This window comes from Actinoallomurus iriomotensis (assembly GCF_030269445.1).
Lineage (GTDB): Bacteria > Actinomycetota > Actinomycetes > Streptosporangiales > Streptosporangiaceae > Actinoallomurus > Actinoallomurus iriomotensis.
On the sequence record NZ_BSTJ01000013.1, the window covers coordinates 37,454 to 59,724 of the forward strand.

The following is a 22,271-nucleotide window of genomic DNA, read 5'->3' on the forward strand; positions in this document are numbered from 1 at the left end:
GGGTCGATCAGGTCCGTACGCGGCGGGGGCGGATTCGCGGCGTGCCGTAGTCGGGCGCGCCGGTTCCGGTGCCTTCGCCGAAGGCGAGTGGCTGAGGCCGGTCAGGACGGGCTGAGGCGGAAGACGCGCGGTTCGCGCTGGTCGGCGCGTTCGAGGTGGGTGTCGTGGGTCGATCAGGTCCGTACGCGGCGGGGGCGGATTCGCGGCGTGCCGTAGTCGGGCGCGCCGGTTCCGGTGCCTTCGCCGAAGGCGAGTGGCTGAGGCCGGTCAGGACGGGCTGAGGCGGAAGACGCGCAGTTCGCGCTGGTCGGCGCGCGCGACGTAGGTGTCGTAGACCGACCAGATCCGCACCAGGCGGGGCCAGACCTCGGCGCGGTCGGCGCCCTCCAGCGCCTGTGCCGTGACCGGGATGCGGCGGCCCTGGTAGCGGACCTCGGCCTTCGGGTCGGCCAGGAGGTTCGCCGTCCATGCCGGGTGGTGGTCGCGGCCGAAGTTGCTGCCGACGACGACGAACGACCCGTCCTCCTCGGGCAGGCAGATCAGCGGCGTCTCCCGTGCCAGGCCGGTCTTGCGGCCGGTCGTCGTGAGCACGATGCTCGGCAGCACGATCGCCGGCAGCAGGACGCGCCCGCCGGACAGGCGGTGGAGCACCCGGTCGAGCGGCGGGACGACCTTCGGGCCGATCCGGGCGAACCACGGCGCGCTCGCCAGCCGCCGGGCGACCGGTGTGAGCACTCCCTGCAGGGCGCGAACGGGCATCACGAGCTCCTCATGGTCTGGGGCCTGTCTCAAAGCCCCGCTGTCCTACCGGTCCCAGGCGCCCGGCACGGGCCGGGCGCAGGTGTCCCGCGGCGGCGAGCCAGCGCAGGGTGTCGGCCACGCTCTCCTCCAACGGGCGGAGCGTCAGGCCGAGAGCATCGAGGGCGACCGTGTCGTCCGAGGGGACGAGCGTCACCATCAGCTCGGCCGCGTCCCGCGTCAGCGGGTAGCGGAACCCGTGCACCTTCTTCGCGACGTCCAGCAGCGTACCGAGCGCGATCATGAGACCGCCGGGCAAGCGGATCCGGCGGCAGCGGACGCCGGTCAGCGCGTCGCACAGGTCGGCGAACTCCGGCCATCGCACGTAGTGCCCGCCCAGGATGAGCCGCCGGGCGCCACGGCCGGGCTCGACGCAGCGGGCCAGCGCCTCTCCCAGGTCGCGCACGTCCAGAAGCGACACTCCGCCGGGCGCCACCGGCCAGGCGATGCCCAGTCCGGCCGCCAGACCCGCCGGCATCGCGTCCAGGTGGGGCTGGGACGGCCCGAGCACCCCGCCCGGATAGACGATCGTGACCGGCGCGCCGTCGTCCTGCAGGCTCCGCGCGTACCGCTCGGCCTCCAGCTTGGACCGCCCGTACCCGGTGCGCGGCCGCGCCAGGGGAGCGTCGGAGGTGATCACCGGGCTCGCGGGCGGGACGAACACCGCGATCGTGGACGTGTGGATCACCGGGTCCAGGCCGCGGGCCACCGCGCCGCCGACGACGTTGCGCGTGCCGGTGACGTTGACCGTGACCAGGTCCGTACGACGGCCCGTGACGCCGAGGGCCGCCGCGGCGTGGATCACCGCGTCGCAGCCGTCGAGGGCGCGGCCGACGGCCTCCTGGTCGAGCATGTCGCCGGGGCACATCTCGGTGTCATCGGGGTCGACCCCGAGATCGGCGAGGGTGCGGCCCGTCCGGCCGGAGTCGCGGACGAGCAGCCGGGGGCGGTGACCGAAGGCGAGGAGCGACTTCACCGCGTGCGACCCGACGTAGCCCGAAGCACCGGTGACGAGTACCCGCATGACCTTCAACGTAGTCCTCGGTGATCATTCACCGTCATGGGCGTGAACCGAGACGCCTCACATCTGTTACCGGTTTGCAACAAAGGGTGTGATCTAGATCTCAAAAGTTAACGCCGCCTCTGCGGTGCCCTTGGCGTCACGTTTTGGGATGAGACGTGTCCGTATGTCGAGATGCGCGATGGCCCCGCCGGTCCGCTATGCTCGCGTTTGCCCAGGCCAGGCAGGGGATCCGCCTTCGTGATCATTTTCACGTGACCGCCGTCCCGAGCGGCCAAAAGCGGAAAACCTGCCGATCTACCCCCGAATTGCGGGGTTCAAACACAGTGATCAAAAACCGGTCCGGAGTGAGGTTTCGGGTTCGCTAAATTCGGAACCCATGTCGTCAGGACATCCGAGCGCACCGCATTCCCCGACCATCGCCGACACCGAGGTGTTCGAGCCTCCCAGAATCGAAGACGGCCGCCATTTGTGGCGCATCGCGCGTGATTCGAAGACCCTCGACCTCAATTCTCCCTACAGCTATGTGCTCTGGTGCCGTGACTTCGCGGCGACCTCCGTGGTCGCCCGGTCCGGCGGTGAGATCCGCGGCTTCGTGACCGGTTTCGACCGGCCCGAGGAGCCCGGGACCCTCTTCGTCTGGCAGGTCGCGGTGGAAAAGGACTGGCGCGGCCGCTCTCTCGCCGGCCGTATGCTCGGCCACCTCGCCGACCGGGGCCACCGGTACGTCGAGGCGACCGTGACCCCGGACAACGTCGCCTCATCCCGGCTCTTCACCGCCTTCGCCCGCGATCGCGGCGCCGAACTGCGCCGCACCCCGCTCCTCTCCGAGGAGCTGTTCCCCGGCGACCACGAGCCGGAGGAGCTCTACCGCATCGGCCCACTGGACGTACCAGCCATGTCAGGAGACAGGTGAGACGCATGGACGTGTTCGAGTCGCTCGAGTCCGAGGTCCGCAGCTACTGCCGGGGGTGGCCGGCGGTGTTCCAGAAAGCCTCCGGCAGCCGCCTGTACGACGAGGAGGGCAACGCCTTTCTCGACTTCTTCGCCGGCGCGGGAACGCTGAATTACGGCCACAATCACCCGCTGCTGAAGGAGAAACTCCTCGCTTATCTGGCCGACGACAACGTCGTGCACGGCCTCGACATGTACACGGTCGCGAAGCGGCGCTTCCTTGAAACGTTCCAGAACGTCGTGCTGGCACCGCGCGGGCTCGACTACCGCGTCCAGTTCCCCGGCCCGGCGGGCACGACCGCGGTCGAGGCGGCGCTGAAGCTCGCCCGCAAGTACACCGGCCGGGAGACGATCGTCAGCTTCACCAACGGCTTCCACGGCATGTCGCTCGGTGCGCTCGCGGTCACCGGCAACGGCATGAAGCGTGGCGGCGCCGGGATCCCGCTGGGCCACTCGGTGCCCATGCCGTTCGACAACTACCTCGACGGGCGGACCCCGGACTTCCTGCTGTTCGAGCGGCTGCTGGAGGACAGCGGCAGCGGCCTGGACGCTCCGGCCGCGGTCATCGTGGAGACCGTCCAGGGCGAGGGCGGGCTGAACGCCGCCACCCCCGAATGGCTCCGCGGCCTGGCCGACGTGTGCCGGCGCCACGAGATGCTGCTCATCGTCGACGACGTCCAGATGGGCTGCGGGCGCACCGGGCCGTTCTTCAGCTTCGAGCAGGCCGGCATCGTGCCCGACATCGTCTGTCTGTCCAAGTCGCTGAGCGGCTACGGCCTGCCGTTCGCCGTGACGTTGCTCAGGCCGGAGCTCGACGTGTGGGAGCCCGGCGAGCACAACGGAACGTTCCGCGGGTTCAACCCGGCGTTCGTCACCGCCACGGCCGCGCTGGAGTTCTGGGACGGCGAGGGCGGCAAGGGGATGGAGAAGGAGACCCTCGCCAGGAGCGAGCAGGTCGAGCAGGCGCTCGGGAAGATCGCCGCGGCCCACCCCGAGGCGATCAGCGGGGTCCGCGGGCGCGGCCTCGCCCAGGGACTCGCCTTCACCGAGCCCGCGACGGCGACGAGGGTGTGCGCCGAGGCGTTCGACCGCCGCCTGCTCATGGAGACCTCCGGGCCGGAGAGCGAGGTCGTCAAGCTGCTGCCGCCGCTCACCACTACCTCCGACGAGCTCGACGAGGGGCTCGACATCATCGCGTCCTCCGTGGACGCGGTGCTCGCCTGACCAGAAAGACCAAGCAGACCAAGGCAGACAAGGCACAAGGAAGGGAGAACCCATTGATCGTCCGCTCGCTGAAGGAGATCAGCGGTACCGAACGCGACGTGGAGGCACCCACCTGGCGGAGCCGTCGCTTCGTGCTGGCGAGCGAGAAGGTCGGCTTCTCTATGCACGAGACCGTGATGTACGCCGGCACCGAGACGCACATGTGGTACGCCAACCACATCGAGGGCGTCTACGTCATCGAGGGCGAGGGCGAGCTCATCAACGAGGAGACCGGTGAGAAGCACCATCTCGAGCCCGGCACGCTCTATCTCCTCGACGGCCACGAGCACCACACCGTACGGCCCCAGACCGACCTGCGGACCGTCTGCGTCTTCAACCCACCATGCACGGGACGGGAGGTGCACGACGAGAACGGCGTCTACCCCCTGATCACCGAGGAGGCCTGAAATGATCGAGCACCCGAACCCCGGACCCAACGACCTCTACCCCACCCGCAAGGCCGGCGAGCCCGCACTGCTCTACCGCACCGACCCCGTGGCGTACGGCGGCCCCGGCGACGGTCCCATCGACGCCGAGACCCTCACCTCGTACGACGAGAAGGGTTTCCTGACGATCGAGGAGCTGCTCGCGCCCGAGGAGATCGAACGCTACCGCGCCGAGCTGCGCCGGCTGTCCGAGGACGAGGCCGTGCTGCGCGACGAGCGGACCGTCACCGAGCGCGGCTCCGACGAGATCCGGTCCATCTTCGAGGTGCACAAGGTCAGCGAGGTGTTCGCCGAGCTGGTGACCGACCCGCGCGTGGTCGGCCGGGCCCGCCAGATCCTGGGCTCCGACGTGTACGTGCACCAGAGCCGGGTCAACTACAAGCCGGGGTTCAAGGGCAAGGACTTCTACTGGCACTCGGACTTCGAGACGTGGCACGCCGAAGACGGAATGCCTCGTATGCGTGCTGTAAGCATTTCCATCGCGCTCACCGAGAATTTCGTCCACAATGGTGGCTTGATGATCATGCCGGGATCGCATCGGACGTTCGTCTCGTGTGTGGGCGAAACCCCGAACGATCACTACAAAGAGTCGCTGCGCGGTCAGGAGGTCGGCACTCCCGACCCCGACAGCCTGTCGATCCTGGCCAACAAGCACGGCATCGATCTGTTCACCGGGCCCGCGGGCTCGGCGACGATGTTCGACTGCAATTGCATGCACGGTTCGAACGGCAACATCACGCCGTTCCCGCGATCGAACGTCTTCATCGTCTTCAACAGCGTCGAGAACACCTGTGAGGAGCCCTTCGCCGCACCGTCCCGCCGACCCGAGTTCATCGCCGCCCGGGACTTCACCCCGGTAGGCGACAGATAATCCCCCGAGCCTTCGGCGGTGGCCACCCCGGTTTCCGGGGTGGCCACCGCCGGGCTCTCGGACCTTGGAGATCCCCCATGACCTCATCACGACGTGACTTCCTCCGCACCGCGGCCGTGCTGGCCGGAGCCGTGCCTCTCGCGGCGGCGTGCTCGACCACGGACCCCGGCAAGGAACGGTCCGGCGGTGGCACCTTGGAGCGCGCCAAGCAGCAGGGCTACATCCAGGTGGGCTTCGCCAACGAGTCGCCGTACGGCTTCACGGACAAGAGCGGCAAGCTCACCGGTGAGGCGCCGGAACTGGCTCGGGTGGTCTTCAAGGAACTGGGCATCAAGGACGTACGAGGCGTTCAGGTCGACTTCGGCGGCCTCATCGGCGGTCTGCAGGCCCGCCGCTTCGACACCATCGCGGCCGGCATGTTCATCACGCCCGAGCGGTGCGCCCAGGTCGCCTTCGCCGACCCGGACTACGTCGCGACGACCGCGTTCCTGGTGCCCAAGGGAAACCCGAAGGGCATCAAGCGGTTCGAGGACGCCGCCAAGCAGAACATCAAGCTCGGCGTGCTCACCGGAGCGGTCGAGGAGGGGTACGCCACCAAGCTCGGCGTGAAGAAGGGCAACATCAAGACCTTCGCCGACCAGCCCAGCGCGTACGAGGGCCTCAAGGCCGGGCGCATCGACGCGATCGCGCTGACCCGCATCTCGCTCGCCGACACGCTGTCCAAGCACCCGGGCGCGCCGTACGAGCTCACCGAGGCGTTCGTGCCGCTGATCGACGGCAAGGAGCAGTTCGGCGCGGGCGGCTTCGCGTTCCGCAAGGCGGACACCGACCTGCTGAACGCCTTCAACGGCAAGCTCGCGGAGCTCAAGCAGAACAACCGGCTCCTGCCGATCATCCAGCCGTTCGGCTTCACCCAGGCCGAGTTGCCGGGCAGCCACACCGCCGCCGAGCTCTGCAAGGGCTGATCCGGGGTGTCTGACGTCCTCAGCAGCTACCCGCTGCTGCTCCGGGGCGCGTGGGTCACCATCCAGCTCACCGTGTACGGCAGCGCGCTCGCGCTCGTGCTCGCCTTCGTCTTCGGTCTCATGGGCGGCGCGCGGTCGGCGTGGGTGCGGGCGGTCGGCCGGGTCTACGTGGAGTTCTTCCGCGGCACCGCGACGCTCGTGCTCATGTACTGGCTGTTCTACGCGCTGCCGCTGATCGGGTTCAGGTTCGCGCCGATGTTCGCGGCCGTCCTCGCGCTCGGCCTCAACGTCGGCGCGTACGGCGCCGAGGTCGTGCGCGGCGCCGTGAAGGCGGTGCCCAAGGCGCAGTTCGAGGCCACGATCGCGCTGAACATGCGGCCGTGGCAGCGCCTGCGGCGGGTCCTGCTGCCGCAGGCGGTCGCGCTGATGCTGCCGCCGTTCGGCAATCTGCTGATCGAGCTCATGAAGGGCAGCGCGGTCGTGTCGCTGATCTCCATCGCCGACCTGATGCTCCGGGCGCAGCAACTGCGCCAGTCCACCGGCCAGACCACCGCGGTCTTCCTGGTGATCCTGGTGATCTACTTCGTGATCGCCCAGGTGCTCCAGCTGCTCGTGCGCTACATGGAGCGCCGCGCCGACATCATGCTGGGGCGGCGGCCGGGACGCGCGGCGCGGTCGGCCCTCGACACTCTGGGGGCGGCCAAGTGATCTGGGACTGGCACTTCGCCGGGAAGATCCTCCCGGACCTGCTGCGCGGGCTGGTCGTCACGGTCGAGGCGACGCTGCTCGGCTACGCCGTCGCGCTGGTCCTCGGCCTGCTCTGGGCCGTGCTGCGCCGCTCGCCCAGCCGGGTCGTGAACCAGGTGGTCCGCTGGGTGGTGGAGTTCATCCGCAGCACGCCGCTGCTGGTGCAGCTGTTCTTCCTGTTCTTCGCGCTGCCCTCGATCGGCCTGACGTTCAGCGCGCTGGTCACCGGCGTGATCGGCCTCGGCGTGCACTACTCCTCCTACACCTCGGAGGTGTACCGGGCCGGCATCGCGGACGTGCCCGCCGGCCAGTGGGAGGCCACGACCGCCCTCAACCTGCCGCGCCGGCGGGTCTGGTTCGGCGTCGTCCTCCCACAGGCGGTGCGCAAGGTCATCCCGACCCTGGGCAACTACCTCATCGCGATGTTCAAGGACTCGCCGCTGCTGCTGGCGATCACCGTGCCCGAGATGCTGCACAGCGCGTACGACGTGGGCGCCAAGTCGCTGCGCTTCCTGGAGCCGATGACGATCGTCGGTGTGCTGTTCGTCATCGTCAGCGTTCTGTCCTCTCTCCTCCTGCGACGCCTGGAGTTCCGCTATGGCAACAACTGACCCCGCCGCCGAGGCGCTGCCGCCGCGGGAGCACGCCGACGGCATCCGGTTCGATGGGGTCGTGAAGCGTTTCGGCGACAACGTGGTCCTGCGCGAGCTGGACTTCGCCGTCGCCCCCGGCGAGCGCGTCACCCTCATCGGCCCGAGCGGTTCGGGCAAGACGACGATCCTGCGGCTGCTGATGACGCTGGAGAAGGTGGACGACGGCGTCATCTGGGTGAACGGCCACCCGCTGTCGCACATGAAGCGCGGCGAGCGCCTCGTGCCCGCGGACGACAAGTACCTGCACAAGGTCCGCGGCGACATCGGGATGGTGTTCCAGCAGTTCAACCTGTTCCCGAACATGTCGGTGCTGCGCAACGTCACCGAGGCGCCCGTGCACGTCCTCAAGCTGTCCCGTGACGAGGCGAACGAGCGGGCCCGCGGGCTGCTGGACCTGGTCGGCCTGGCCGACAAGGCGGACGCCCATCCCGCCCAGCTGTCCGGCGGGCAGCAGCAGCGCGTCGCGATCGCCCGCGCCCTCGCGATGCAGCCGAAGATCCTGCTGCTGGACGAGGTCACCTCGGCGCTCGACCCCGAGCTCGTGGCGGGCGTGCTCGACGTGCTGCGCGACATCGCGAACGAGACCGACATCACGATGCTCTGCGTGACGCACGAGATGGGCTTCGCCCGTGACGTGTCCCATCGGGTGCTGATGTTCGACCAGGGACAGATCGTCGAGGAGGGCTCGCCGGAGAAGATCTTCAGTGAGCCGGAGAACCAGCGTACGCAGGACTTCCTGCACGCGGTCCTCGACCAGCACTGAGCGGCGCGCTCTCGTCGAGAGGCCGCCGGGACGCCCACGGGCTCCCGGCGGCCTTCGTCATTCCGCGTCGCTCGCCCGGCCGCTCGCCAGGAGACGGAGCGCCAGCCGCGCCGACCGGTGGCGCACGATCCGGGCGAGCGTGGTCTCGCCCAGGGTGATCCGGCAGAACAGCCGCCATCCCCACGGAGTGCGGGTCAGCAGCCGGTGCATCGTCCGGGGGTGGCGTTCGAACGCCGTCAGGAACAGGGCGCCGGCCCGCATCTCGCGCGCCAGCGACGAGTCGACCTCCGCCGCGTACGCGCCCTGCGCGTCGGCCAGCTCTCCGCGCGCCGCCCGTGCCGCGGTCCGGCCGGCCATGGTCCCCGACCTGACCGCGAAGGAGATGCCTTCGCGGGTCCAGGGTTCGAGCAGGCCGGCGGCGTCGCCGCAGAGCAGCACCCGGCCCCGGCCCAGGGGCGATCCGGGGGTCCGGCAGCGCGTCAGGTGGCCGGACTCGTGGAGGACCTTCTGGTCCCGCAGCCCCTGCTCGCGAAGGAACGCCTTGAGGTAGGCGCGCGTGCGGTCGGGCGTGCCCTTACGGGCGATCACCCCGACCGTGAGGCGCTCGCCCTTGGGGAAGACCCATGCGTACGACCCGGGGATCGGCCCCCAGTCGATGTGGATCCGCCCCTGCCACGCGTCGCCCACGCCCGCCGCGTCGAGCTCGACCTCCAGGCCGAGGTCGACCTGGCCGAGCTCCACGCCGACGTGCCGGGCCGTACGGCTGGCGCTGCCGTCCGCGCCGACGACGTAACGCGCGCGCACCGGTCCCTGGCTCGTGGCCAGCTCCACCACGCTGTCCGCCTCGGTGATCGAGGAGACCGTCACGCCGTGCCGTACCACGGCGCCCTCGGCGACGGCGCCGTTCAGGAGCGCGTGGTCGAACTCGGTGCGGTCGGTGAGCGACAGGATGCGCGTGGGCGACGTGCGGTGCCGGACGTCCTTCCCGCGTTCGCTGAACGTCGCGGAGACGATCTCCTGCCGCACCGGGACGTCGAGGCCGGCGGGCAGCGAGGCGAGCGTGACGCCGATGAGGCCGCCGCCGCAGGTCTTGTAGCGGGGGAACGACGAGCGGTCGAGGATCAGGGTGTTCGCGCCGGCCCTGGCCGCGGCGAGAGCCGCGCTGCTGCCGGCCGGCCCCGCGCCGACGATGACGACGTCGTACGGCTCTGATGTCTCGATGCCCCCAGCCACGCCGTCACCCTATCGATCACCCGCGCACCGCCCGTACGCGTTCAGCCGCCGTCCGCGCCGATCTCCTGCCACGCCCCGTCCGGCCCGAGGGTGAACCTGCGAGGCCGTCCCATCGCCCGTACCGCCTCCGCGTAGGCGGCCTCCCGCACGGCCTGCTCCGCACCCGACGGGTCGGCCACCCGGAACCCGTGCAGGTGGACCTCGTGCGGATCGATGTCGTCCGGTGCCGGAGCACCCTCCACCGTGAAGCCGAACAGTGCACGCAACGCCTCTTCCCCCAGGTCGAGCGGGTGGAACGGCAACGGGTACGGGCCTTCGTCCGGCCATCCGGGCATGGGCTCGACGGGATGCTCGCCCGCCCAGAACGGCAGCTCGAAGTCGTACGGGTCGCCGATGTTCTCCATGACGCCGCCGTCGGGGGACAGGCTCAGCGACCGGACCAGCTCGCCGTCCTCCCAGACCCCGAAGCCGAGCCAGTCCACCACCGAGTGCATCCCGTGCACGACGATCCGCCGGCCCGCGGCCGCGTCGTGCAGGTGCGCCGGCAGCTCGGACGGGCGGTCGAGCATGAACCTCCGGTCGCAGAACAGCTCCGCCCCGGCAAGGACCGTCGCGTACGTCATGTCGTCCGGCGGGTAGACCCAGTCCAGCAGCGTCCCGTCCCCGTCGGGCGCGACCGCGTAACCCGGAAGGACCCGGCGCACCGGCGTCTCGACCTCGGAGCGCTCCGCCCGCGTCGCTCCGCGCAACGCCGGACGGAGGTCACCCTCGCTGAACGCCAGCAACGCCGTTTTCGCACCCATGCCGCTCCCTCTTCCGGTCTCGCTTCCAGCGAGGTCCGCACGCTATCCGTGGGTGCCGACAGACGGGCGCGGCGTTCAGACCCCGGTCAGGGAGATCAGGTTCCACGAGGTGCCGCCGTGGGCGACGGTGCAGGTGTACGGCGCCGGCGGACGCCCGGCGACGAGTGCCGTACCGGTGACGACGTGCCGGACCGATGACAGGTCGCGGACCTTCTCCCGGGAGAAGCGCACGTCCGCGCCGGCCTCGCGGCCCCGGACGAAGCGCTCGCAGACGAGTTTCGCCTCGCCGTCATGGTTCTGCCCGGACGCCAGGACCGTGACGAGACCCGCCGCGACGAAGACGGCGACGAGGCAGGCGACCAGCCAGGGCCGCCGCTCGCCGGGGAGGCCCGGGGAGCGCTCCTCCGGATCGTCACCGGGTTCGGACACGAGATCACCGCCGTGAGGAATCGGGCCGGCGGGCGCCGGTCAGGTGCCGAGACTATTCCCCACCATGCGCTCACCAGTGCGCTGGATCAATCCGCGAACATCTGGGCGGCCATGTGCCGGGAGTTATCGACGGCTTCGAAGCCGCGGGGCAGCATGACCGCCTGGTAGGCGGCGACGGCTTCGGTGAGCGACTTCTCACCCCGTGCGGCGGAGAGGATCTCGCCGGCCAGGGTGGCGGCGTCGGCCAGTGCGGTGTTCGCGCCCGCGCCGGCCGTGGGCGGCATCGTGTGCACCGCGTCGCCGAGCAGGGTGACCGGGCACGGTTCCCAGTTCGGGATCCGCTCGCTGATCCGGAAGGTGATCGGGAAGAACGTGTCGACGTCGGCGTGAGCGTAGATCTCGCGGATCGTGGGGTGCCAGCCCTCGACGGTGTCCACGGAGAGTTTCCACAGCTCCTCAGACGACATGCGGAACAGCGTGTCGTCCGTGACGCCGAGACGTTCGGGGGTCGCGAGGAGGGTGACCATCAGGTAGTCCTGTCGATGGTCCGCGCGAGTGCGAAATCGGACGGTGCCGAAGCCGGCGCCGCAGGTGCTGCCGCCGGATACCCAGCACAGGCCGCGCTCGAACTCCTCGGGACTCAGGGGGCCGGTGAGGGGCATCCGGCCGTAGACGCAGCGCAGGCCGAAATCGTTCACCACGGCGTCGGGCAGCAGCCGGCGGCGGACGGCCGAGCCGACGCCGTCCGCGCCGACCAGGAGATCGCCCTCGTCGCCGCCACCCTCGGCGAACTCGACCCGGACCCGGCCTGAGCCGGTGACCTGGTAGGCGCGCACGGTGCGCCCGAAGTGGACGACGTCGTCGAGGCCGGTGAGCAGCGCCCGGCGGAAGGAATCGCGGTCGACCGCGGTGAGCTGTTCGGCGGGGATGTCGGGGAAGTGCTGCACGAACACCCGCTGCAGCCCGGTGGTGAAGGTGGCCACCAGATCGCCGTTGCGGCCGCTGGTGCCGCGCAGCGTGTCCAGCACCTCCGGTGAGACGCACTCGGCCAGGGCGGCATTGCCGTTCGGGTCGATGTGGATGCGGTAGCCCTGATCGCGAACGTGAGGGGTCGGGTCCTGCTCGTAGACGGCGACGTTCAGGCCGGCGTGGTGCAGCGCCTGCGCCAGGGCCAGACCGCCGACGCCGCCGCCGGCGATGAGGATTCGTGGGCTGTCGGGCATGTCGATCTCCTTGCTGATTCCTGCTTGTCGTTGTGCGGGTCCAAGGTGCCCCCGGCCGCGCCCCTCTGTCAAGCGTTCGTTTGAGACTTTCAAATAAATGCTTGAAAGTGCCACGCGGATGTATGATCGCGCCTGTGTCCGCTTCGAAACCCCGTAGGTCGCCCGGGCCGCAGGAGCGGGTGCGCGATCCTCAGCGCACCCGCGAGCTGATCCTGGACGCGGCGATGGCCGAGTTCGGCGCGCACGGATACGCCGGCGCACGGATCAGCGCGATCGCCGCCCGCGCCGGGGTGAACGTGCAGCTAATCTCCTACTACTTCGACGGCAAAGAGGGCCTGTATCGCGCCATCTCGCAGCAGTGGCAGCGGCGCCAGGGCGACCTGGCGCCGGCGGGCACCCCGTTGCCTGAGCAGCTACGCCGCTATGCGCTGGAGGCGTTGCGCAACCCGGCCGGGGTCCGGCTGCTGGCCTGGAACGGGCTCGAGTACGCCGGGTCCGAATCCCCCTCGCGCACCGGCCTGTTCGCCGAGACCATCGACGAGCTGCGGAAACTGCAGGAGTCCGGTCGCCTGCCGGCCGATCTCGACCCGGCCTGCCTGGTGATCATGCTGATGGCCATGACCATGGCGCCGACCACGCTGCCGCACATCATCGAGGGCACCTGCGGCGTCGACCCGCGCTCGCCCGAGTTCCTCGAACGATTCGCCGACCAGGTGGCCGCCCTGGCAGGCCATCTCGGGCTCGGATCCGCGCACGCGGCGGCACCGCCGGATGAGGGCTGACACCACGTCGTGACTTGATCGCGGTGGACCACGGCCGTTGAGGCGCCGGCATCTCCGTCGAGCGGCCCTGGCTGGACAGCCACGGCCGATGAGGCCAACCTGGCGGAATGTCCGAAATGCTGAAAGGGGAGGTCACTCTCATCCGGCGGGTCCTGGCTGCGCGGTTGCCGGCATGGATGCCCGGTTGGTCGGCCGAGGCGGCGTTGCGCGCGCTGCGGACCGTTCTCGTGGTGCCGGGGTTGTTCGCGTTCTCCTCCGAGGTGATCGGCGATCCGCAGGTGGCGACCTTCGCGGCGTTCGGTGGGTTCGCCACGCTGGTCATGGCCGGGTTCGGAGGGACGCGGAGGGAGAAGCTGGCCGCCCACCTCGGGCTCGCCGTCGTCGGAAGCGCCCTTGTCGCGCTCGGCACCGTCGTCGGTTCCACCCCGGCGCTGGCCGTTCTGGTCACCCTGCCGGCGGCCTTCGTGGTGATGTTCGCGGGGGTGGCCGGCCCGGCCGCCGCCTCGGGCGTGACGGCTGCTCTGGTCGCGTACGTGCTGCCCGCGGCGATGCCCGGTACGGCCGAGATGATCCCCTCGCGGCTGGCCGGGTGGTGGATGGCCTCGGTCGCGGGCACGGCGGCGGTGCTGCTCCTGTCGCCCCGGCCGCCGGGACACCGGCTCCGCGCCTGCGCCGCGGCGTGCGGCGACGCGCTGGCCGACCAGCTCGACGCGGCGCTGCGGAACGAGCTGACCCCCGAGCACGCCGAGGCGTCGCTCGCGGCCGAGCACGCGCTGCGCGGCGAGTTCACCGCGACTCCGTACCGGCCCACCGGCCTGGGCACGACCGATCAGGCACTGGACAACCTGGTCGGGCTCCTGGAGTGGTGTACCGCCGTGGTGTGCGAGAGTCTCGCCGAGTATCGCGACCTCAGCACGGTCCCCGCCGTGGAGCGCGAGCTGCTGACGGCGACCGCACGGACGCTGCATGATCTGGCCGCCGTACTCTCGGACGAGCGGGTCACCCCGGACCTGCCGGCACTGCGAGAGTGCCTGGAGGCCAGCGTCGCCCACCTGCGCGGGCTGGGCGTGGTCGAGGCCCGCTACCGCGACGCGGTCCACCTGTCCTTTCACGCACGGACGCTGGCCCTCGTGGTCCAGCAGGCCACCGAGGACGCGCTGATCGCGATGCGGCGGGCCGATCCCGACACGATCGCCGGACGGAGGCGGCGTTGGTACGGCCTGCCCGGCGACCCGCCCTCCGCCGGGCCGAGGGTCGTGGAGGAGCGCCGGCCGCGCGAGGAGGCGCCCCGTACCGCCGCGCTCGCCGGCGCCGCCACCGTGACGTTGCGGCATGTCAGCGTACGTTCGGCGTGGTTCCTCAACAGCGTGCGAGGGGCGGTCGCGCTGGCCGCGGCGATCGCCGTGGCCGACCTGACGGGCGTGCAGCACGGCTTCTGGGTGGTGCTGGGCACGCTGTCGGTGCTGCGGACGAGCGCCGCCTCGACCGGCGCCACGGCGATGCGCGCCCTGGCCGGTACGGTCGCCGGATTCGTCGTCGGCGCGCTGCTCCTGCTGACGCTCGGCACCGGCCCGGCCGCACTGTGGGTGGCGCTTCCGGTGGCGATGGCCGTGGGCGCGTACGCGCCGGGGACGGCGCCGTTCGCGGTCGGGCAGGCGGCCTTCACCGTCATGGTCTCGGTGCTCTACAACCTGGTGGCGCCCGCCGGGTGGCGGGTCGGCATGCTGCGCCTGGAGGACGTGGCCATCGGCTGCGCGGTCAGTCTGGTGGTCGGCGTGCTGCTGTGGCCGCGCGGGGCGAGCGCGGTGGTCGGTGACGCGCTCGCGGACGCGTTCCGGCGGGGCGGCGACTACCTGTGCCAGTCGGTCGCCTGGGCGCTCGGGGTGCGTCCGTCGCCGCCCGACGCGGCGCCGGCCGTCACGGCGGGACTCCGGCTCGACGACGCTCTGCGCGGCTTCCTGGCCGAGCAGGGCACGAAACACCTGTCCAAGGAGGAGCTGTGGCGGCTCGTCGGGGGCACGGTGCGACTGCGCCTGACGGGCCTCTCCATGGCCGGGCTGCCCAGCCCGGACGCCGAACCCGATCCGGCGAGCCGTGCGCTCAGCGCGCAGGCCACCCGGCTGACCGGCTGGTTCGACGAGGTCGCCGGGCATCTCGGCCCGCCCGCCGGTAGGCCGTTCGTCCCGCTGCGGCCGCCTTCCCCAGAGTCACTGCGCCTGGCCCGGTCCGCACTCGACGCGTCGGACCGGAACATCGCCTGCACGCTGTGGGTGGCGCAGCACCTGGAGCACGTCGTGCCGTACCTGGAGGATCTGACCGGCCCGGCCGATCAGATCGCACGGCTCCGGCGGGCGCCCTGGTGGCGCTGAGCGGCCGGCGCCAGGCCAGGCTCGCCGCCGGGGTCAGCGTTCGACGAGGGTGAGGGTGAAGGAGTAGCGGCTCGCGCGGTAGACGTGCGTGGCGAACTCGATGGCGCGGCCGTTGTCGTCGAAGGCCGTGCGGGTCATGGTGAGCAGGGGTACGCCGCGGCGTTCGTCCAGCAGGGTGGCCTCCGCCGTGGTCGCGGCGCGGGCGCCGATGGTCTGGTTGGCGATCCGCAGGTTGACCCCGGTCGCGCGCAGGATCTCGTACAGCCCGTTGCTCTCCAGCCGCTCGGCGGTCAGGTCGACGATGTCGACCGGCAGGTGGTTGGTCAGCAGGGCCAGCGGCTCGCTGTCGGTCAGCCGCAGCCGGCGCAGGCGGATGACGGGGGTGCCGGGCGGTACGCCGAGGTTCTTGGCGGCCTCGTCGCCGGCCGGCGCGGTGGCCAGTTCCAGCACCTTCGTCCGCGGGGAGCGCTGGGAGGCGACCAGGTCGTCGTACAGGCTGGTGAGCTCGATGGGGCGTTTGACCTGCGCCTGGACGACCTGGGTGCCGACGCCGCGCTTGCGTACCAGCAGGCCCTTGTCGACCAGGTGCTGGATCGCCTGACGGACGGTCGGCCGGGAGAGGCCACACCGGTCGGCGAGTTCGATCTCGTTCTCCAGGCGCGATCCGGGGGTGAGCGTCCCGGCCACGATCGCGGCTTCCAGCTGTTCCGCGAGCTGGAAGTAGAGCGGGACCGGGCTGTTCCGGTCGACGGTCAGTGCTGGTCGCTGCACCTCGGGATCCTCAGGGTCGGAATGTCGCGATCCTAGCGTCCCGACGCCCCCTACTTAGGTATTACCTCTTAATGTCATGACAAATCGTTGACATGGGCGGAGATCCGGCCGCAAACTCGGGAACACCGAGTTGACCCGCTCGTAACGCGGCTCGCACACGTTCTACCACGGAGGACCCTATGAGAATCGGGCTCGCCGGAGCCGGGCGCATCGGGGCCCGGCACGCCGAAACCCTGGGTGGCCTGCCAGAAGTCGAGTCGGTCCTGATCGCCGATGTCGACGCCGACCGGGCGAGGGCGCTCGCCCGCAAGCACGGGGCGCGGGCGGCGGACTCGGTCGGCGACCTGTTCTCCTCCGGTCTCGACGGGATCGTCGTGGCGGCGGCGACCGACGCCCACCCGGACCTCGTGACGCGCGCGGCGGAGGCGGGCATTCCGGCGTTCTGCGAGAAGCCCGTCGCGCCGGACATTGTTGGAACGCTCCAAGTCATGGCGGCGGTCCGGGAGTCCGGCTGCCAGGTCCAGATGGGGTTCCAGCGCCGCTTCGACGCGGGTCACGTCGCCGTGCGCGACGCCGTGGCGGCCGGGCGGCTCGGCTGGCTGCACACCGTACGGTCCTGCACCCTCGACCCGGCGCCGCCGCCTCCCGGCTACATCCCGGTCTCCGGCGGCATCTTCCGCGACTGCGCGGTCCACGACATCGACGGTGTCCGGTTCGTCACCGGCCGCGAGGTGGTCCAGGTCATAGCGGTCGGCGCGAACAAGGGCGAGGACTACTTCGCCGAGAGCGGCGACGTCGCCACCGGCGCGGCCCTGCTCACCCTGGACGACGGCACCATCGCGATCATCAGCGAGACCCGCTACAACGCGGCCGGCTACGACGTGCGGCTGGAGGCGCTGGGCGCCAAGGACAGCCTGGTCGCCGGCCTCACCGAGCACACGCCGCTCTCGACCGCGGACGGGGACCTCCTGCATGCCGGCGCGCCCTGCACCGGGTTCCTCGAACGGTTCGGCCCCGCGTACACGGCCGAGATGCGGGCGTTCCTGCGGGTCGTCGCCGGTGAGGCCGAGAGCCCCTGCCCGCCGGAGGATGCGCTGGCGGCGTTCTACGTCGCCGAGGCGTGCGAACGGTCCCGGCGGGAGGCGCGTGCCGTGACGATCGAGGAGGTCCAGGAATGAGGATCGCCGGCGCGCCCATCTCCTGGGGCGTGTGCGAGGTGCCGGGCTGGGGGCACCAGATGGCCCCCGGCCGCGTGCTGGCCGAGATGCGGGACACCGGGCTCGCCGCGACGGAGTTCGGCCCGGACGGGTTCCTGCCGGCCGATCCGGCCGAGCGGTCCGCGCTGCTGGCGGAGTACGGGCTCGGCGCGGTCGGCGGGTTCGTGCCGGTCGTGCTCCATGACCCCGGGCACGACCCGCTGCCGGACGTCGAACGCGCGCTCGCCGGCTTCGGCGACGCCCGTACGCTCGTGCTGGCCGCCGCGACCGGCCTGGACGGCTACGACCAGCGGCCCGCCCTGACCGACGACGGCTGGCGGACCCTCCTGGCCAACCTGGACCGCGTCGCCGACCTCGCCGCGGCCCGCGGCCTGCTGGCCACGCTGCATCCGCACGTCGGCACGGTCGTGGAGGGCCCCGCCGAGGTCGACCGCGTCCTGGCCGGCTCGCGGATCGGGCTCTGCCTCGACACCGGCCACCTGCTCATCGGCGGCACCGATCCGCTCGCGCTGGCCCGCGCGGCGTCCGGCCGGATCGCCCACGTGCACCTGAAGGACGTGGACGCCTCGCTGGCCGCGCGGGTGCGCGCCGGGGAGCTCGCCTACACCGAGGCCGTGCGGCAGGGGGTCTACCGGCCCCTCGGCAAGGGCGACGTCGACATCCCCGGAATCGTCGACGCCCTCGCCGCGGCGGGCTATACCGGTTGGTATGTCATGGAGCAGGACACGATCCTGACCGCCGAGCCGCCCCCCGGCACCGGCCCGATCGACGACGTACGGACGAGCGTGGCGTTCATGGAGACCGCATGACCGACCGGAACGAGGGAATCGACGAGCACGACCGCCGAGAGGAGGCCCGCCATGGCCTTTGACCTCATCACGATGGGGCGGGTGAGCGTCGACGTCTACCCGCTGCAGATCGGCGTACCGCTGGAGGACGTCGAGACGTTCGGCAAGTACCTCGGCGGCAGCGCCACGAACGTGGCGGTGGCCGCCGCCCGCCACGGGCGGAACACCGCGGTGATCACCCGGACCGGCGAGGACCCGTTCGGGCGCTACATCCATCGGGCGCTGCGCGGGTACGGCGTGGACGACCGCTTCGTGACGCCGGTGCCCGGGCTGCCCACCCCGGTGGTGTTCTGCGAGATCTTCCCGCCGGACGACTTCCCGCTGTACTTCTACCGCTACCCCAAGGCGCCCGACATGGAGATCCGCGCGGACGAGCTCGACCTCGACGCGATCCGCGCGGCGACGGTCTTCTGGGCGACGGTGACCGGCCTGTCCGACGAGCCGAGCCGTTCGGCGACGCTCACCGGCCTGGAGGCGCACGCCGGGACCACCGTGCTCGACCTGGACTACCGGCCGATGTTCTGGCCGTCGCCGGAGGAGGCGCGGCACTGGGTGGACAAGGCCCTCGACCACGCCACCGTCGCGGTCGGCAACCAGGAGGAGTGCGCGGTGGCGGTGGGCGAGAGCGACCCGCGCCGCGCCGCCGCCGCCCTGCGGGAGCGCGGCGTGCGGCTGGCGATCGTCAAGCAGGGGCCCAAGGGCGTCCTGGCCGCCGATGACGAGGGCGTGGTCGAGGCGCCGCCGGTGCCGGTCGACGTCGTCAACGGCCTCGGTGCGGGCGACGCGTTCGGCGGCGCGCTCTGCCACGGCCTGCTGGCCGGCTGGGACGCCGGCCGGATCATCCGCTTCGCGAACGCGGCCGGCGCGATCGTTGCCTCGCGGATCGCCTGCTCGGAGGCGATGCCCACCACAGCCGAGGTCGAGGAACTGCTCTCCCGTTGACTTCCTCCCCCTCGTGAACGAGGGGGATTCCTACGGCTAGCGCCGTAGGGCTTCCTGCTTCAGTGCCGAAAGCCCCGACCGGGAGGAGCCCCGTTGAGGTCTTACACCGGCTCCACAGGCCGACACCGCCAGCCCGGCGGCCAGGAGGTTCTTCGCCGCGTTCACATCCCGGTCATGGGTCGTGCCGCAGCCACACGTCCACATGCGGACGTCCAGGGGCATCGCCTCGGCCAGGCTGCCGCAGGCCGAGCACAGTTTGGAGGAGGGGAACCAACGATCGACCACGATCACCTCACGGCCGTACCATCGCGCTTTGTACTCGAGCATGCTGCGGAACTCACTCCATGCGGCATCGCAGATGGCGCGGGCCAGTGCGTGGTTCTTCAGCATGTTCTTGACGGTCAGGTCCTCGATCACGATCGTTTGGTTCTCACGAACGAGTCGAGTGGTGAGCTTGTGCAGACTGTCGCGGCGCCGGTCGGCGATCCGTGCGTGGATCCGGGCGATCCTACGCCGGGCCCTGGCCCGGTTCGACCCCTCACCCTTGGCTTTGCGGGACAGGTCCCGCTGCGCCCGGGCGAGCCGGGCGCGGTCCGGGCGTTCGTGCCGGGGGTTGGTGATCTTCTCGCTGGTGGACAGGGTCAGCAGATGCTCCAGCCCAGCATCGATCCCCACCGCGTCACCGCCGGCCGGGAGCGGCTGCACACCGGGGTCTTCGCACAGCAGGGACACGAACCAGCGTCCCGCCGAATCCTGGGACACCGTCACCGTCGAAGGCTTGGCGCCCTGTGGGAGGGGCCTCGACCAGACGATGTTCAGCGGCTCTGCCATTTTGGCGAGAGTGAGTGTCCCCTCACCGAACCGGAACCCGCTGGTGGTGTATTCGGCGGATTTGCGGGACTTTTTCTTCGCCTTGAAGCGTGGGTACCCGGCCCGCTTGGTGAAGAAGTTCGTGAACGCCGTCTGCAGGTGCCGCAGCGCCTGCTGCAGCGGAACGCTGGACACCTCGTTCAGGAACGCCAGTTCCTCGGTCTTTTTCCACGCCGTCAGCATCGCCGAGGTGGCGTTGTAGCCGACGCGTTCGCGCCGCGACTTCCAGGCGTCGGTGCGGGCCTCCAGCGCCAGGTTGTAGACCTTCCGCACGCACCCGAACGTGCGCGACAGCTCCGCTGCCTGCGCATCGGTGGGATAGAAGCGGTATTTGAACGCACGCTTCACACGGGGGGTGGTCACAGTCCGCAAACTATCGCGTCAGCGTGTGACTGTCTGTGGGCTTTCCGGGACTGGACGCCGGATCACCGTGACGGCGATCCGGCTACCCATGCCCTGCTCCGCAGGGGACCGATTCCTCCCCGCCCTGAACGGCGGGGTCTCCTCGGAGGATTCAGATGAAGAAGGAAGGTAGTGCCATCAGCGAGCGGAGCGAACGAACCGACACGCACCGCGGCGAGCTCGCGCGACGGATCGGCGCGCTGACCGAGATCCGCGCGCGCCGCCCGCGGGCCGTCGCCGAGGCGGCGGCCCGCCGGAAACGACGGCCCTCGCTGCTCGGCCCGTCCGGCCGGCTCATGATCGTCGCGGCGGACCATCCGGCGCGGGGCGCGCTCGCCGCCGGTGACCGGCCGCTGGCCATGGCCGACCGCCCGGAGCTGCTGCGCCGGCTCTGCGTCGCGCTGGAGCGGCCCGGCGTGGACGGCGTACTGGGCACCCCCGACGTCATCGAGGACCTGCTGCTCCTCGGCGTCCTGGACGACAAGGTCGTGATCGGCTCGATGAACCGCGGCGGGCTGGCCGGGACCTCGTTCGAGATCGACGACCGGTTCACCGCCTACGACGCGCCGTCCATCGCCGAATGGGGCCTGGACGGCGGCAAGATGCTGCTGCGGATCGACGACGAGGACCCGGCGACCGCCCGCACGCTGGAGTCGTGCGCGCACGCGGTGACCGACCTCGCCCGGCACGGGCTGATGGCGATGGTCGAACCGTTCATCTCCCGGCGCGACGGCGGCCGGGTGCGCAACGTGCTCACCCCGGACGCCATGACGCGGGCCGTCGCGATCGCCTCGGGCCTGGGCGCGACCTCGGCCTGCACCTGGCTGAAGGTGCCCGTCGTGGACGAGATGGAGCGCGTGATGGCGGCCTCGACGCTGCCGGCGCTGCTGCTCGGCGGTGAGGTCACCGACGACCGGGACGCCGCACTGGCGACCTGGCGCAAGGCTCTGGCCCTGCCCAGTGTGATGGGCATCGTGGCCGGCCGCACCCTGCTGTACCCACCCGGAGACGACGTCGCGGCCGCCGTGGACGCGGCGGTGGAGGTCATGCCTTGACAAAGCACTACCTGCCCCAGGGGAGCACGGCGTCCGCGCCGTACGGTCTGGTGGTCACGCCGGAGACGGCGGGCTGGACCTACTCCGGGCTGCGGACGCTGGAGCTCGACGGAGAGCACGTGTTCGAGACGGGGGAGGAGGAGATGCTCGTGCTGCCGCTGAACGGCGGCTGCGCGGTCGAGTGCGACGGCGTGACCTTCGAGGTCGCCGGGCGCGAGGACGTCTTCTCCCGCGTCACCGACTTCGTGTACGTGCCGAGAGAGGCCACCGTGCGCGTACGGGGGAACGGGCGGTTCGCGCTGCCGTCGGCGCGGTGCGAGCGGCGCCTGACCGCCCGGTACGGCCCGGCCGAGGACGTCCCGGTGGAGCTGCGGGGCGCGGGCGTCGCCAGCCGCCAGGTGAACAACTTCTGCACCCCGGAGGCCTTCCCGTACGCCGACAAGCTGATCGCCTGCGAGGTGATCACGCCGGGCGGCTGCTGGTCGTCCTACCCGCCGCACAAGCACGACGAGGCACGCGAGGGCGAGTGCGAGCTGGAGGAGATCTACTACTTCGAGGTGGCCGGCGGCGGCATGGCCTACCAACGGGTGTACGGCACCGAGGACCGGCCGATCGACGTGCTCGCCGAGGTGCGCACCGGAGACGTCGTGGTCATCCCGCACGGCTGGCACGGCCCGTCGATGGCCACGCCGGGCTACGACCTGTACTACCTGAACGTCATGGCCGGTCCGGGAGCGGAGCGGCAGTGGCTGATCTGCGACGATCCCGCGCACGCGTGGATCCGCGAGACCTGGGCGGGGCAGGAGCCCGACCCCCGCCTCCCCCTGACCTCGGCAGCGGAGTGAT

23 protein-coding genes are annotated in these 22,271 nt (G+C 71.0%); 15 read left to right on the plus strand and 8 right to left on the minus strand.

Going from position 1 to position 22,271, the window contains the following annotated elements:
* Positions 1-267: 267 nt before the first annotated feature.
* Positions 268-759, minus strand: coding sequence for a nitroreductase/quinone reductase family protein (locus tag QSK37_RS41005; RefSeq protein WP_285576464.1), 492 nt, complete (start codon positions 757-759; stop codon positions 268-270).
* Positions 760-769: 10 nt separating this feature from the next.
* Positions 770-1,822 carry an NAD-dependent epimerase/dehydratase family protein gene (locus QSK37_RS41010; protein WP_285632232.1) on the minus strand — a complete coding sequence of 351 codons (1,053 nt, stop codon included), beginning with the start codon at positions 1,820-1,822 and terminating at the stop codon, positions 770-772.
* 376 nt (positions 1,823-2,198) lie between these two features.
* Here QSK37_RS41010 and ectA point away from each other — a divergent pair, with 376 nt between their 5' ends.
* The 8 genes from ectA (at position 2,199) to ehuA (ending at position 8,481) form a co-directional block, all read left to right on the plus strand.
* Positions 2,199-2,735 (plus strand): diaminobutyrate acetyltransferase, encoded by a 537-nt coding sequence (gene ectA, locus QSK37_RS41015; RefSeq protein ID WP_285576467.1) that lies wholly within the window; start codon positions 2,199-2,201, stop codon positions 2,733-2,735.
* A 5-nt stretch (positions 2,736-2,740) separates the two neighbouring features.
* The gene (gene ectB / locus QSK37_RS41020; RefSeq protein WP_285632921.1) at positions 2,741-3,997 is read left to right on the plus strand and encodes a diaminobutyrate--2-oxoglutarate transaminase; all 1,257 of its coding nucleotides are present in this window, start codon (positions 2,741-2,743) and stop codon (positions 3,995-3,997) included.
* A 53-nt stretch (positions 3,998-4,050) separates the two neighbouring features.
* Positions 4,051-4,443: an ectoine synthase gene (locus tag QSK37_RS41025; RefSeq protein ID WP_285632235.1), complete on the plus strand. Its 393-nt coding sequence runs from the start codon at positions 4,051-4,053 to the stop codon at positions 4,441-4,443.
* A gap of 1 nt (position 4,444) precedes the next feature.
* Complete coding sequence (gene thpD, locus QSK37_RS41030; RefSeq protein ID WP_285632238.1) at positions 4,445-5,353, plus strand: ectoine hydroxylase; 909 nt, start codon at positions 4,445-4,447, stop codon at positions 5,351-5,353.
* Between the two features lie 77 nt (positions 5,354-5,430).
* Complete coding sequence (gene ehuB / locus QSK37_RS41035; protein WP_285632241.1) at positions 5,431-6,318, plus strand: ectoine/hydroxyectoine ABC transporter substrate-binding protein EhuB; 888 nt, start codon at positions 5,431-5,433, stop codon at positions 6,316-6,318.
* Positions 6,319-6,324: 6 nt separating this feature from the next.
* Complete coding sequence (ehuC, locus tag QSK37_RS41040) at positions 6,325-7,026, plus strand: ectoine/hydroxyectoine ABC transporter permease subunit EhuC (protein WP_285632244.1); 702 nt, start codon at positions 6,325-6,327, stop codon at positions 7,024-7,026.
* Complete coding sequence (ehuD, locus tag QSK37_RS41045; RefSeq protein WP_285576477.1) at positions 7,023-7,676, plus strand: ectoine/hydroxyectoine ABC transporter permease subunit EhuD; 654 nt, start codon at positions 7,023-7,025, stop codon at positions 7,674-7,676. The genes ehuC and ehuD overlap by 4 nt, the downstream gene beginning before the upstream one ends.
* Positions 7,663-8,481, plus strand: coding sequence for an ectoine/hydroxyectoine ABC transporter ATP-binding protein EhuA (ehuA, locus tag QSK37_RS41050; RefSeq protein ID WP_285632247.1), 819 nt, complete (start codon positions 7,663-7,665; stop codon positions 8,479-8,481). The genes ehuD and ehuA overlap by 14 nt, the downstream gene beginning before the upstream one ends.
* 57 nt (positions 8,482-8,538) lie before the next feature.
* Here ehuA and QSK37_RS41055 read toward each other — a convergent pair whose 3' ends face one another.
* The 4 genes from QSK37_RS41055 to QSK37_RS41070 all read right to left on the minus strand — a co-directional run bounded on the left by QSK37_RS41055 (position 8,539) and on the right by QSK37_RS41070 (position 12,169).
* Entirely contained in the window at positions 8,539-9,714 is a 1,176-nt protein-coding gene (locus tag QSK37_RS41055) for a geranylgeranyl reductase family protein (RefSeq protein WP_285632252.1), read from the minus strand.
* 41 nt (positions 9,715-9,755) lie between these two features.
* Positions 9,756-10,517: a DUF6928 family protein gene (locus tag QSK37_RS41060; RefSeq protein WP_285632254.1), complete on the minus strand. Its 762-nt coding sequence runs from the start codon at positions 10,515-10,517 to the stop codon at positions 9,756-9,758.
* A gap of 75 nt (positions 10,518-10,592) precedes the next feature.
* Positions 10,593-10,946, minus strand: a complete 354-nt coding sequence (locus QSK37_RS41065) for a hypothetical protein (RefSeq protein ID WP_285632256.1) — start codon at positions 10,944-10,946, stop codon at positions 10,593-10,595.
* 86 nt (positions 10,947-11,032) lie between these two features.
* Entirely contained in the window at positions 11,033-12,169 is a 1,137-nt protein-coding gene (locus QSK37_RS41070) for an FAD-dependent oxidoreductase (protein ID WP_285632257.1), read from the minus strand.
* A 179-nt stretch (positions 12,170-12,348) separates the two neighbouring features.
* On the opposite strand from QSK37_RS41070, the gene QSK37_RS41075 reads away from it, so the two are divergent.
* Both QSK37_RS41075 and QSK37_RS41080 read left to right on the plus strand, forming a co-directional pair.
* Positions 12,349-12,951 carry a TetR/AcrR family transcriptional regulator gene (locus tag QSK37_RS41075; protein WP_285632259.1) on the plus strand — a complete coding sequence of 201 codons (603 nt, stop codon included), beginning with the start codon at positions 12,349-12,351 and terminating at the stop codon, positions 12,949-12,951.
* A gap of 107 nt (positions 12,952-13,058) precedes the next feature.
* Positions 13,059-15,320, plus strand: a complete 2,262-nt coding sequence (locus QSK37_RS41080) for an FUSC family protein (protein ID WP_285632261.1) — start codon at positions 13,059-13,061, stop codon at positions 15,318-15,320.
* A 33-nt stretch (positions 15,321-15,353) separates the two neighbouring features.
* Here QSK37_RS41080 and QSK37_RS41085 read toward each other — a convergent pair whose 3' ends face one another.
* Positions 15,354-16,091, minus strand: a complete 738-nt coding sequence (locus tag QSK37_RS41085) for a GntR family transcriptional regulator (protein ID WP_285632264.1) — start codon at positions 16,089-16,091, stop codon at positions 15,354-15,356.
* Positions 16,092-16,270: 179 nt separating this feature from the next.
* Between QSK37_RS41085 and QSK37_RS41090 the strand changes: the two genes are divergently transcribed.
* Genes QSK37_RS41090 through iolC form a run of 3 tightly spaced genes read left to right on the plus strand, consistent with a single transcriptional unit; the run spans position 16,271 to position 19,098 of the window.
* Positions 16,271-17,269, plus strand: coding sequence for a Gfo/Idh/MocA family protein (locus QSK37_RS41090; protein WP_285632267.1), 999 nt, complete (start codon positions 16,271-16,273; stop codon positions 17,267-17,269).
* Entirely contained in the window at positions 17,266-18,117 is an 852-nt protein-coding gene (locus QSK37_RS41095) for a TIM barrel protein (RefSeq protein ID WP_285632270.1), read from the plus strand. Before QSK37_RS41090 ends, QSK37_RS41095 begins: the two co-directional genes overlap by 4 nt.
* A 51-nt stretch (positions 18,118-18,168) precedes the next feature.
* The gene (gene iolC, locus QSK37_RS41100; protein WP_285632274.1) at positions 18,169-19,098 is read left to right on the plus strand and encodes a 5-dehydro-2-deoxygluconokinase; all 930 of its coding nucleotides are present in this window, start codon (positions 18,169-18,171) and stop codon (positions 19,096-19,098) included.
* Between the two features lie 36 nt (positions 19,099-19,134).
* Here iolC and QSK37_RS41105 read toward each other — a convergent pair whose 3' ends face one another.
* Entirely contained in the window at positions 19,135-20,331 is a 1,197-nt protein-coding gene (locus tag QSK37_RS41105; RefSeq protein WP_285632277.1) for an RNA-guided endonuclease InsQ/TnpB family protein, read from the minus strand.
* A gap of 155 nt (positions 20,332-20,486) precedes the next feature.
* Here QSK37_RS41105 and QSK37_RS41110 point away from each other — a divergent pair, with 155 nt between their 5' ends.
* Both QSK37_RS41110 and iolB read left to right on the plus strand, forming a co-directional pair.
* A complete protein-coding gene (locus QSK37_RS41110) occupies positions 20,487-21,425 on the plus strand; it encodes a Cgl0159 family (beta/alpha)8-fold protein (RefSeq protein ID WP_285632280.1) in 939 nt (312 codons plus the stop codon).
* Entirely contained in the window at positions 21,422-22,270 is an 849-nt protein-coding gene (gene iolB / locus QSK37_RS41115; RefSeq protein ID WP_285632317.1) for a 5-deoxy-glucuronate isomerase, read from the plus strand. The genes QSK37_RS41110 and iolB overlap by 4 nt, the downstream gene beginning before the upstream one ends.
* The last annotated feature ends 1 nt before the right edge of the window (position 22,271 follow it).